The 12,582-nt window shown below is 57.5% G+C and carries 9 protein-coding genes; 8 read left to right on the forward strand and 1 reads right to left on the reverse strand.

What is annotated here, in order from left to right; translation table 11 throughout:
* The 8 genes from GIW04_RS20100 to GIW04_RS20135 form a co-directional block, all read left to right on the forward strand.
* The coding region (locus tag GIW04_RS20100) for a transposase domain-containing protein (protein WP_156422911.1) at positions 1–102 on the forward strand (102 nt) is incomplete at its 5' end.
* Positions 103–698: 596 nt separating this feature from the next.
* On the forward strand, positions 699–2,402 hold the full coding sequence (ltrA, locus tag GIW04_RS20105) for a group II intron reverse transcriptase/maturase (protein WP_236270155.1): 1,704 nt from the start codon (positions 699–701) through the stop codon (positions 2,400–2,402).
* 127 nt (positions 2,403–2,529) lie between these two features.
* Entirely contained in the window at positions 2,530–3,840 is a 1,311-nt protein-coding gene (tig, locus tag GIW04_RS20110) for a trigger factor (RefSeq protein ID WP_014718988.1), read from the forward strand.
* Between the two features lie 91 nt (positions 3,841–3,931).
* Complete coding sequence (clpP, locus tag GIW04_RS20115; protein WP_003192255.1) at positions 3,932–4,567, forward strand: ATP-dependent Clp endopeptidase proteolytic subunit ClpP; 636 nt, start codon at positions 3,932–3,934, stop codon at positions 4,565–4,567.
* Positions 4,568–4,679: 112 nt separating this feature from the next.
* Positions 4,680–5,963: an ATP-dependent Clp protease ATP-binding subunit ClpX gene (gene clpX, locus GIW04_RS20120; RefSeq protein WP_003192254.1), complete on the forward strand. Its 1,284-nt coding sequence runs from the start codon at positions 4,680–4,682 to the stop codon at positions 5,961–5,963.
* A gap of 188 nt (positions 5,964–6,151) precedes the next feature.
* Positions 6,152–8,548 carry an endopeptidase La gene (gene lon / locus GIW04_RS20125; protein ID WP_003192252.1) on the forward strand — a complete coding sequence of 799 codons (2,397 nt, stop codon included), beginning with the start codon at positions 6,152–6,154 and terminating at the stop codon, positions 8,546–8,548.
* Positions 8,549–8,696: 148 nt separating this feature from the next.
* A complete protein-coding gene (locus GIW04_RS20130) occupies positions 8,697–8,969 on the forward strand; it encodes an HU family DNA-binding protein (protein ID WP_003174819.1) in 273 nt (90 codons plus the stop codon).
* A gap of 228 nt (positions 8,970–9,197) precedes the next feature.
* Positions 9,198–11,072: a SurA N-terminal domain-containing protein gene (locus tag GIW04_RS20135; protein WP_003192251.1), complete on the forward strand. Its 1,875-nt coding sequence runs from the start codon at positions 9,198–9,200 to the stop codon at positions 11,070–11,072.
* 81 nt (positions 11,073–11,153) lie between these two features.
* On the opposite strand, the gene nhaA is transcribed toward GIW04_RS20135, so the two are convergent.
* Positions 11,154–12,497, reverse strand: a complete 1,344-nt coding sequence (gene nhaA / locus GIW04_RS20140; RefSeq protein ID WP_236479151.1) for a Na+/H+ antiporter NhaA — start codon at positions 12,495–12,497, stop codon at positions 11,154–11,156.
* Positions 12,498–12,582 lie beyond the last annotated feature (85 nt).

A 12,582-nucleotide genomic window follows, 5' to 3' on the forward strand; every position in this document is an offset into this window, starting at 1 on the left:
ATCGAACCCGCCGCTTGGCTCAAGGATACGCTGGAAAAACTACCCAGCTGGCCCAACAGCCGGATCGATGAGCTATTACCCCTCGCGCCTCAACCTGAGTAAAGGTGGGGCGGCTGGACGCTTACCCTGTATGGGTGCGTCTTTGCCGTGAGGCGGAGCGCAGATGCTCGGAGCAGTACCGGGTTGAGGCGCTAGGCTGGCTGGTATGGGTAACACAAGTGAACTGCTAATAAACGTCGTCAGCATTACGGTGCCTAATCTGCTGATAGGCATTAACCAAAAAGGTGATGCGACCGGTTGTTCTGGTCAAGGGTCGGAACACGTCGTCACAATAGGTCGCCGGCGAATAGGCAGGCTCTAACCCAGTCGTGTGACAGGCAGGGAACGTGGTAAGCCCGTATAGCTGCCTTCGGGCAGGTGAGCCGCAAGGTGATCCGTTGGCTGTGCGGGTATGGGATCGCAGAGAAAGCGAAAGCCGGGCTGTAATGGCCCGGATAGGGGCTGGAACATTGCTCCACGGGAAACCGGGCAGACTTCTGCGTGGTCTTTCGTCGCATGAACTCTGAGTGAACCTGTCTCAATAAACCTAGAGATCCAGTTGTAACGGATCTTCTATTAATCCAACCCTGGCGGGAGCGTCCATTCCCGTCAGGGGATGTGTGCGTCTTTCGCTTGGGGCAACTTGAGAGGAAGGCAGCATGTTAGAACATAGCCAATTGGCCGTGTCTGCGCCTTCCGGCGCTCCGCAACAATGGCATGACATCGATTGGTGGCGTGTTCAGCGGAATGTCCGGGCGATGCAGATACGGATTGCGAAGGCTTGTCGGGAAGGCAACTGGCGCAGGGTGAAAGCCTTGCAGCGGATGCTGACCCGCTCACGCTCGGCCAGATACTTGGCCGTACGGCGAGTCACTGAAAACCAGGGTAAGCGCACGGCGGGAGTCGACCGCGTGCTCTGGGATACACCCGATGCCAAATGGAAGGCGGCAAATGGGTTGAAGCGCCACGGTTATAAGCCACGGCCTTTACGACGTGTGTTTATTCCGAAGTCAAATGGAAAGGAGCGCCCTCTGGGCATTCCGACCATGACGGACAGGGCAATGCAGGCGTTGTATTTGCTTGCTCTGGCACCCATTGCAGAAACCACCGGCGATCCAAACAGCTACGGCTTTAGGATCGAGCGATCTACGGCGGATGCAATGGGGCAGTTGTTCGTATGCCTATCCAAGAAGGTTTCGGCCCAATGGGTTTTGGAGGCGGACATCAAAGGCTGCTTTGACCATATCAATCATGATTGGCTTATCACCAACGTCCCAACGGATAAGGTGATTCTCCGAAAATGGTTGAAAGCTGGCGTGATTCATAAATGCCAGCTACAGGCAACGGATGCCGGTACGCCACAGGGCGGGATTGTCTCGCCCAGCTTGGCGAATCTGGTGCTGGATGGGCTGGAGTCACAACTTAAGCAACATCTGGGTGTGACCAAGGCCAAGAAGCTGAAAATCAATGTGGTGCGTTACGCGGATGACTTTGTGATAACCGGAACCTCGCGAGAGGTGCTGGAAACTGAAGTCAGACCTTGGGTAGAGCAGTTCCTAGCAGTGCGGGGGCTGCAGTTGTCACTCGAGAAGACGCGTGTCGTCCATATAAAGGAAGGCTTTGACTTTCTAGGTTGGAATTTCCGCAAGTACGATGGGAAGCTTCTGATCAAGCCAAGCAAGAAAAACGTGAAAGCGTTCTATAGCAAGGTAAGGGAGGTCATCAGTACCAGCAAAACGGTAAGGCAGGAGGATCTGATCCGACAGCTGAATCCGATACTGCGTGGCTGGGCGTTCTATCACCAGCCTGTGGTAGCCAAGAAAGCGTATAGCCGCATGGATTACATGATCTTTCTGGCTCTATGGCGTTGGGCAAAACGGCGACACCCTAAGAAAACACTCCAGTGGATCGGAGCAAAATACTTTAAACCCATGAAGGGGCGGAAAAGGGTGTTTGCTACCGCGACGATGAATGACAAGGGAGAGATGCGAACGATCGAGTTGTACTCGCTAGCGAGCACTCCGATCGAACGACACAAGAAGGTGAGTGGGGAGTACAACCCCTTCGATCCTTCTATGGAGGAAATGGGTGAGAAAAGGCGTATGGAACAGATGCTCAAAAGGCTGGCGTACCGTAAGCAAATTTTGAGCCTTTTCCAGAGTCAGAAAGGATTGTGTCCAATGTGTAAGTTACCGATTACGAAGGAGACGGGGTGGCATGATCACCACATTCTGTACCGCACAAAAGGCGGTGGAGACTCCCTAAATAACCGGGTACTATTGCACCCCCTTTGTCACCAGCGGCTACACGCTCGCGGATTGACAGTGAACAAACCGGCTCCCCTTACCGGGGGTTTTGATTAGGCCCGAGCCGTATGCGGGGAAACTCGCACGTACGGTTCTTAGGGGGAGGTGGGCCAGTAATGGCCCATCTCTACCCGACATTGGGGTCGGAAATGGCCGGCTAATGTCTGTGCAACGAGGAATATCCATGCAAGTTTCTGTTGAAAATACTACTGCTCTCGAGCGCCGCCTGAGCATCACCGTGCCGGCAGAGCGTATCGAGACTGCGGTCAACAAGCGTCTGCAGCAGACTGCCCAGAAGGCCAAGATCGCTGGTTTCCGTCCAGGCAAAGTGCCGATGAGCGAAATCAAGCGTCGTTTTGGTGCCGATGCGCGCCAGGAAGCTGTAGGTGACGTGATCCAGGCTTCTTTCTACGAAGCCGTTGTCGAGCAAAAGCTGAACCCGGCTGGCTCGCCTTCGATCGAGCCCAAGTCCCTGGAAGCGGGCAAGGACCTGGAATACGTTGCCGTATTCGAAGTGTTCCCGGAATTTGAAGTGGCCGGTTTCGACGGTATCGAAATCGAGCGTCTGAGCGCCGAAGTGGCTGATTCGGACCTTGACAACATGCTGGAAATCCTGCGCAAGCAGAACACTCGTTTCGAAGTGGCCGACCGTGCCGCCCAGAACGAAGACCAACTGAACATCGATTTCGTTGGCAAGGTTGACGGCGAAGTCTTCGCTGGCGGCTCCGCCAAGGGCACTCAGCTGGTGCTGGGTTCCAACCGCATGATCCCTGGTTTCGAAGACGGCCTGGTTGGCGCCAAAGCCGGCGAAGAGCGCGTCCTGAACCTGACGTTCCCTGCTGACTACCAGAACCTGGACCTGGCTGGCAAAGCCGCCGAGTTCACCGTGACCGTCAACAGCGTTTCCGAGCCTAAGCTGCCAGAGCTGAACGAAGAGTTCTTCGCCCAGTTCGGCATCAAGGAAACCGGCATCGAAGGCTTCCGCACCGAAGTTCGCAAGAACATGGAGCGTGAGCTGCGCCAGGCCATCAAGTCCAAGGTCAAGAACCAGGTCATGGACGGTCTGCTGGCCGCCAACCCGATCGAAGTGCCTAAGGCCCTGCTGTCCAACGAAGTGGATCGCCTGCGCGTTCAAGCGGTTCAGCAGTTTGGTGGCAACATCAAGCCTGACCAGCTGCCGGCCGAGCTGTTCGAAGAGCAAGCCAAGCGCCGCGTTGTGCTGGGCCTGATCGTGGCTGAAGTGGTCAAGCAGTTCGACCTCAAGCCAGACGAAGACCGCGTTCGCGAAATGATCCAGGAAATGGCTTCGGCCTACCAGGAGCCTGAGCAGGTCGTGGCTTGGTACTACAAGAATGAGCAGCAGATGAACGAAGTACGTTCGGTTGTGCTGGAAGAACAAGTTGTGGATACTGTTCTGCAGAAGGCTAAGGTGACCGATAAAGCGGTCTCTTACGAAGAAGCAGTCAAACCGGCGGAAGCAGCACAAGCCGACTGATTGTCCAACTCGTTGGAAATTCAACCATAAGCCAGCCTCGCGCTGGCTTATGCGTTTTCAAGACATGACTATTTGGGAGTAACTGCAGAGCATGTTCCGTAATTCCTATATTCAGCAGAACTCTGATATCCAGGCCGCAGGCGGCCTGGTCCCGATGGTTGTCGAGCAGTCCGCTCGTGGCGAACGCGCCTACGACATCTACTCGCGCCTGCTCAAGGAGCGAGTGATCTTTCTGGTTGGCCCGGTAGAGGACTACATGGCCAACCTGATCTGTGCGCAGCTGCTGTTCCTTGAAGCGGAAAACCCGGACAAGGACATCCATCTCTACATTAACTCGCCGGGTGGTTCGGTGACTGCGGGCATGTCGATCTACGACACCATGCAGTTCATCAAGCCAAACGTGTCGACCACCTGTATTGGCCAGGCGTGCAGCATGGGCGCCTTCCTGCTGACCGCGGGTGCCGAAGGCAAGCGTTTCTGCCTGCCGAACTCGCGCGTGATGATTCACCAGCCACTGGGCGGTTTCCAGGGCCAGGCGTCGGACATCGAAATCCACGCCAAGGAAATCCTCTTCATTCGTGAGCGTCTCAACACGCTGATGGCCAAGCACAGCGGGCGCACCCTGGAAGAAATCGAGCGCGATACCAACCGTGACAATTTCATGAGCGCTGAAGCCGCCAAGGAATACGGGTTGATCGACGCAGTGATCGACAAGCGCCCCGCATAATATAAGCCGCTCAAAATAGGGCTGGTCGGCATGTCCGACCACTGGCGGGCTTGAAAAAGCCCGCATAAGCCTTCATCTTGTGTTGCAAGCCTATCGGATTTGGATCGAACGAATGACTGACACCCGCAACGGCGAGGACAACGGCAAGCTGCTCTATTGCTCCTTCTGTGGCAAAAGCCAGCATGAAGTACGCAAATTGATTGCCGGCCCCTCGGTGTTTATCTGCGACGAATGCGTCGACCTGTGCAATGACATCATCCGTGAGGAGGTGCAGGAAGCCCAGGCCGAGAGCAGTGCGCATAAATTACCTTCGCCTAAAGAAATCAGCGGCATCCTTGACCAATACGTCATTGGTCAAGAGCGTGCAAAAAAGGTTCTGGCCGTAGCGGTGTACAACCACTACAAGCGCTTGAACCAGCGTGACAAGAAAGGTGACGAGGTTGAACTCGGCAAGAGCAACATCTTGCTGATCGGTCCTACAGGCTCGGGTAAAACCCTGCTTGCAGAAACCCTCGCTCGCCTGCTGAACGTTCCGTTCACCATCGCCGACGCCACCACCCTCACCGAGGCTGGCTACGTGGGTGAAGATGTCGAGAACATCATTCAGAAACTGCTGCAGAAGTGCGACTACGACGTAGAGAAAGCCCAGATGGGTATTGTCTACATCGATGAGATCGACAAGATCTCGCGCAAGTCGGACAACCCGTCGATCACTCGGGACGTTTCCGGTGAAGGCGTACAGCAGGCCCTGTTGAAGCTGATCGAAGGCACGGTTGCGTCCGTACCGCCGCAAGGTGGTCGCAAGCACCCGCAGCAGGAATTCCTTCAGGTTGATACGCGCAACATCCTGTTCATTTGTGGCGGTGCGTTCTCGGGTCTCGAGAAGGTGATTCAGCAGCGTTCCACCCGTGGCGGCATTGGTTTCAGTGCGGAAGTGCGTAGCAAGGAAGAAGGCAAGAAGGTGGGCGAGTCCCTGCGTGAAGTCGAGCCTGACGATTTGGTCAAGTTCGGTCTGATCCCGGAATTCGTTGGCCGTCTGCCGGTCCTGGCCACGTTGGACGAGTTGGATGAGGCGGCTTTGATCCAGATCCTCACCGAACCGAAAAACGCCCTGACCAAGCAATACGGCAAATTGTTCGAGATGGAAGGTGTAGACCTGGAGTTCCGTACCGACGCGCTGAAATCGGTGGCCAAGCGGGCACTGGAGCGCAAGACCGGTGCACGTGGTCTGCGTTCTATCCTCGAAGGCGTGTTGCTCGACACCATGTACGAAATCCCCTCGCAGTCCGAGGTGAGTAAAGTGGTGATCGACGAAAGCGTTATCGAAGGCAAGTCCAAGCCGCTGTATATCTATGAAAACAGTGAGCCGGCTGCCAAGGCTGCACCCGACGCGTAAGCGTTCAGCAGTTGTGGTACAAGCAAGGGGCCTTTAGGGGCCCCTTGTTTTTTGGGGCGTTTTTTCGAGACGGTGGTTAAATTCGCGTTTATTCATGCGTTTAACTGCTGGCATTGAGCTTGTTTTTTTTGCAGGTAACCCCCATCTTGGTTTCAAGCTTATTTTTGAACTGTCATAGAGGCGAAATCATGAAGACAACCATCGAATTGCCTCTCCTGCCGTTGCGTGATGTCGTCGTCTATCCGCACATGGTTATCCCGCTGTTCGTGGGGCGCGAGAAGTCTATCGAAGCCCTCGAGGCCGCGATGACGGGCGACAAGCAAATCCTGCTGTTGGCCCAGAAGAATCCTGCTGATGATGATCCGGGCGAAGATGCCCTGTATCGCGTCGGCACCATTGCCACTGTCCTGCAATTGCTCAAGCTGCCCGATGGCACCGTCAAGGTGCTGGTCGAAGGCGAGCAGCGCGGTGCCGTAGAGCGCTTTATGGAGGTGGACGGCCACCTGCGCGCGGAAGTGGCACTGATCGAAGAAGTCGAAGCCCCGGAGCGTGAATCCGAGGTGTTCGTGCGCAGCCTGCTGTCGCAGTTCGAGCAGTATGTGCAGTTGGGCAAGAAAGTCCCGGCTGAAGTCCTGTCGTCCCTCAACAGCATTGATGAGCCAAGCCGCCTGGTCGACACCATGGCCGCGCACATGGCGCTGAAAATCGAGCAGAAGCAAGACATCCTCGAAATCATCGACCTGTCGGCCCGTGTCGAACACGTACTGGCGATGCTGGATGGCGAAATCGACCTGTTGCAGGTTGAAAAACGCATCCGTGGTCGCGTGAAAAAGCAGATGGAGCGTAGCCAGCGCGAGTACTACCTGAATGAGCAGATGAAGGCCATTCAGAAGGAACTCGGCGACGGCGAGGAAGGCCACAACGAAATCGAAGAGCTGAAAAAGCGCATCGATGCCGCTGGCCTGCCCAAAGACGCCCTGACCAAGGCCACCGCCGAGCTGAACAAGCTCAAGCAGATGTCGCCGATGTCGGCTGAAGCCACCGTGGTGCGCTCGTATATCGACTGGCTGGTGCAGGTGCCGTGGAAGGCCCAGACCAAGGTGCGCCTGGACCTGGCTCGTGCTGAAGAGATTCTCGACGCTGACCATTACGGCCTGGAAGAGGTCAAGGAGCGCATCCTTGAGTACCTCGCTGTACAAAAACGCGTTAAGAAAATCCGCGGTCCGGTGTTGTGCCTGGTTGGGCCTCCGGGTGTGGGTAAAACCTCCCTGGCGGAATCGATCGCCAGCGCGACCAACCGCAAATTCGTGCGCATGGCCTTGGGTGGCGTGCGTGACGAAGCGGAAATTCGCGGTCATCGCCGTACCTACATCGGTTCGATGCCGGGAAGATTGATTCAAAAGATGACAAAAGTGGGTGTGCGCAACCCGCTGTTCCTGCTCGATGAAATCGACAAGATGGGCAGCGACATGCGTGGCGACCCGGCGTCGGCGTTGCTCGAAGTGCTGGACCCTGAGCAGAACCATAATTTCAACGACCATTATCTGGAAGTCGACTACGACTTATCTGACGTAATGTTCCTGTGCACCTCCAACTCCATGAACATTCCGCCAGCCTTGCTGGACCGGATGGAGGTGATTCGTCTGCCGGGTTACACCGAAGACGAGAAGATCAACATCGCGGTCAAGTACCTGGCGCCCAAGCAGATTTCGGCCAACGGCCTGAAGAAGGGCGAGATCGAATTCGAGGTCGAGGCGATCCGCGACATCGTGCGCTACTACACTCGCGAGGCCGGTGTGCGGGGCCTTGAGCGCCAGATCGCGAAGATCTGCCGCAAAGCGGTGAAGGAACACGCGTTGGAAAAACGCTTCTCGGTGAAAGTGGTTGCCGACTCCCTGGAGCACTTCCTGGGCGTGAAGAAATTCCGCTACGGCCTGGCCGAGCAACAGGACCAGGTCGGCCAGGTGACTGGCCTGGCGTGGACCCAGGTGGGTGGCGAATTGCTCACCATCGAAGCTGCGGTGATTCCGGGCAAAGGCCAGTTGATCAAGACCGGCTCCCTGGGTGACGTGATGGTCGAATCCATTACCGCCGCGCAGACCGTGGTACGCAGCCGCGCCCGCAGCCTGGGCATCCCGCTGGACTTCCACGAGAAGCACGACACCCATATCCACATGCCGGAAGGGGCGACCCCCAAAGACGGCCCTAGCGCGGGCGTAGGCATGTGCACGGCCCTCGTGTCGGCCTTGACCGGCATTCCCGTGCGCGCCGATGTGGCGATGACCGGGGAAATCACCCTGCGTGGCCAGGTATTGGCGATCGGTGGTCTCAAAGAGAAATTGCTCGCCGCGCACCGGGGTGGAATCAAGACTGTGATCATTCCTGAAGAGAATGTTCGCGACTTGAAGGAAATTCCTGACAACATCAAGCAGGATCTTCAGATTAAACCGGTTAAATGGATTGACGAGGTCCTGCAAATTGCGCTGCAATACGCGCCGGAGCCCTTGCCGGATGTGGCCCCGGAGATTGTCGCGAAGGACGAAAAACGCGAGTCCGATTCCAAGGAAAGAATTAGCACGCATTAATGTGTTGGAGCCTGGGGGCTTCCTTGACAGCTTTTTAGAGCCCTTGTTATAAAGCGGCTCTTAAGTGTCTGTAGGCCATTCAGCACTGGTTTTGCTTTTTACCAAAAAACTTAGAATCATACTCAATAGATATATAAGGGGACTTAGAGTGAACAAGTCGGAACTGATTGATGCTATCGCTGCATCCGCTGATATCCCGAAAGCTGCTGCTGGCCGTGCGCTGGACGCAGTAATCGAATCCGTCACTGGCGCTCTGAAGGCCGGCGACTCCGTGGTACTGGTAGGCTTCGGTACTTTCTCTGTGACTGACCGCCCAGCTCGCACTGGCCGTAACCCACAGACCGGCAAAGCACTGCAAATCGCTGCTGCCAAGAAACCAGGTTTCAAAGCCGGTAAAGCCCTGAAAGAAGCCGTTAACTAAGCTTCGTTCAAGCCTTTGCTTACCCGGGTCGGACGCAGGTCTGGCCTGGCAGCGGAGCGGTAGCTGACCCACGTATCGGGTCGCCACGCCGGGGGTGCAGATTCGAACCCCCGTCCGCTCCGCCAGTTACGAGAAGGCGCATCCTCGGATGCGCCTTTCTTCTATCCGGACTCTACCCACGCTCCACGGTTGCCTAATTTTTGAAGTTCAACCGTTTCTGGGGGACGCATGCTGCAAAATATCAGGGACAATTCACAAGGCTGGATTGCCAAGACTATCATCGGGATCATCGTCGCATTGATGGCGTTCACCGGTATCGAAGCCATTTTCCAGGCTTCGGGTAATAACAAGCAGGACGTAGCCAAGGTCAACGGTGAAGAAATCACCCAGACCGAACTGAGCCAGGCTGTCGACATGCAACGGCGCCAGCTGATGCAACAGTTGGGCAAGGATTTCGACGCGTCCCTGCTGGACGAGAAGCTGCTGCGCGATGCTGCCCTCAAGGGCCTGATCGACCGTAAGCTGCTGCTGCAAGGCGCTGCTGATTCCAAGTTTGGCTTCTCGGAAGCTGCGCTGGACCAGGTGATCCTGCAGACGCCGGAATTCCAGGTAGACGGCAAGTTCAACGCCGAACGCTTTGACCAGGTGGTCCGTCAGTTGGGCTACAGCCGCCTGCAATTCCGTCAGATGCTGACCCAGGAAATGCTGATCGGCCAGGTTCGCGCAGGCATCGCCGGCAGTGGTTTCGTGACCGACGCCGAGGTGCTGGCATTCGCCCGCCTGGAAAAACAGACCCGCGATTTCGCCACCGTCAACATCAAGGCTGACCCTGCGGCGGTGAAACTCACCGACGACGAGGTCAAGGCCTACTACGACCAGCACGCCAAAGAGTTCATGACCCCGGACCAGGTGGTCATCGACTATCTGGAATTGAAGAAGTCGTCCTTCTTCGACCAGGTTACGGTCAAGGACGATGAGCTGCAGGCTGCCTACGAGAAGGAAACCGCCAACCTCGCTGAACAGCGTCGTGCCGCGCACATCCTGATTGAAGTCAACGACAAGGTCACCGAGGCGCAAGCCAAGGCCAAGATCGAAGACATCCAGGCGCGCCTGGCCAAGGGTGAGAAGTTCGAAGCGCTGGCCAAGGAGTTCTCCCAGGATCCAGGTTCGGCCAACAATGGCGGCGACCTCGGTTTTGCCGGCCCTGGTGTTTACGACCCGGACTTCGAAACCGCCTTGTACGGCTTGAAGCAAGACCAGGTGTCGGCGCCGGTGCGCACCACCTTCGGTTGGCACCTGATCAAGTTGCTGGGCGTTGAAGCGCCTGAAGTGCCATCGTTCGCCAGCCTGAAAGACAAGCTGACCCGCGAGCTCAAGGCCCAGCAGGTTGAACAGCGTTTTGTCGAAGCGACCAAGCAATTGGAAGATGCGGCATTCGAAGCCTCTGACCTGGCCCAGCCGGCGTCTGACTTGAAGCTGACCGTCCACACCTCGGCGCCGTTTGGCCGTGAAGGTGGCGAAGGTGTTGCGGCCAACCGTGCCGTGGTCACTGCAGCCTTCAGTCCGGAAGTGCTGGATGAAGGTGCCAACAGCAGCGCTATCGAGCTCGACCCGGAAACCATCATCGTGCTGCGTGCCAAAGAGCATCTCAAGCCGGCCCAATTGCCGCTGGAGAACGTTGCTGCGGCCATTCGCACCCAGATGACCAAGGAGCGCGCGAGCGCTGCCGCCAAAGCCCGTGCCGACGAGTTGATCGCCAGCCTGCGTGATGGCAAGACCGCGCTGGACCAGCCGGTTGACGGTCAGGCCTGGAAGGTGACTGAGGCGGCTACCCGTGGCCAGGAGTCTATCGACCCGGCCGTGCTGCAAGCCTTGTTCCGCATGCCCAAGCCTGCGGCCAAGGACAAACCGACCTTCACCACCGTGACCCTGCGCGATGGCAGCCTGATGATCGTGCGCTTGAACGGCGTGAACGAAGCGGCGGCCCCTACGGACGAAGAAAAGGCGCAATACCGCCGCTTCCTCGCTTCCCGTATTGGCCAGCAGGATTTCGCGGCCTACCGCAAGCAGTTGGAAACCCAGGCAGACATCAAGAAGTACTGATGCCGGCCTGAATAAAAAGACCCCGACCTGAAAAGGCCGGGGTCTTTTTTTGCCCTTGATAAAGTGAGTGCTGAATGCGCTTTAGGCGTTCTTGACTGCAAACTTGAGCTTGCCCCACGTCAACCCGATCACCGCCGCCAGGGTTGAAGCCGCCAACACGCTCAGCTTGGCAGCCGACAGCAGGGCCGGGTCGGAGAATGCCAGGGACGAGATAAAGATCGACATGGTAAAACCGATCCCCGCCAACAGACCGACCAGGCCAACGCCCGTCCACGTCACACCGTCCGGCAGCTTGCAGATGTTCAGCTTGACCAGCGCCAGGCTCGCCAGCATCACGCCCAGAGGCTTGCCGAGCACCAGGGCGAAGATGACGCCCATGAACACACCGTGGGCCAGCGGGTCATCCAGATTGAAACCGTCCAGGCTTACACCGGCGTTGGCCAAGGCAAACAGCGGCATCACGCCGAAGGCTACCCAGGGGTGCAGCGCTGATTGAACCCGCTGCACCGGCGGCAGTATTTCCCGCTGGGCTTCGCGCAATTGCTTGAGGGGGGCGGCGACTTGCTGGGCCCCTTCGGCTGGCTGCGAGAACCGGTCCATCAGCTCGTTGAAGTTACGTTCGATGGTTTCCAGCGGGCGTTCCCGGGTGGGCTTGGAATTGACCGGGGTCATCAAGCCAAGGATCACCCCGGCCAGCGTTGGGTGCACGCCGGTCTTGAGCAGGCCAAACCACACAATAGCGCCCGGCAGCAGGTAGATCGCCGCCTTGCTGATCCCCATGCGTTGGAACACCAGCACCAGGGCCAGCCCGCCTGCGGCAATCACCAAGCCCATGTAGTCGAGGCTGGCGGTGAAGAAGATCGCGATGATCAAGATCGCCACGATGTCATCGATGATCGCCAGTGCCAGCAGCAGGATACGCACGCCACTGGGGATCGACTTGCCCAGCAGCGCGAGCACGCCCACGGCAAAGGCGATGTCGGTCGCGGTGGGCACCGCCCAGCCACTCGCGGCGGCAGTGCCGTGGTTGAGCAGGGTGTAGATGAGCGCCGGCATCAGCACGCCGCCCAGGGCTGCGCCTAATGGCAGCGTGGCCAGCTTCAGGTTGGCGAGGGCGCCGTCTTTGATTTCCTGGCGGATCTCGGCACCGACCACTAGGAAGAAGATGGTCATCAGCCCGTCATTCACTAGAAAATGCAGGGAGCGCGACACGCTGTAGTCGCCCAGCCCGAGGGTGATGGGCGTGTTCCAGAAATGCTCGTAGGTCGCGGCGGCGGGGCTGTTGGCCCACACCAGCGCAACGATGGCAGCCAGCAGCAGCACGATACCGCTGACGGCTTCAATGTGTGAAAAGCGCTCAAGGGCGGACAGCGCGCCCTCAGTCAAACGCTGGGGGCGAGGGATGGCGGGGTGTTTATCAGGCACGACAAATCTCCATTGGCGGCCCGACCAATGCTTGGCTTTTAACCTGCGCCGTGCTTTATGCAGCAGCGCACCCAGGGGCGATGAT

Origin of the sequence: Pseudomonas sp. PA-4-8C (assembly GCF_021606625.1) — a bacterium.
GTDB classification, from domain to species: domain Bacteria; phylum Pseudomonadota; class Gammaproteobacteria; order Pseudomonadales; family Pseudomonadaceae; genus Aquipseudomonas; species Aquipseudomonas lactis.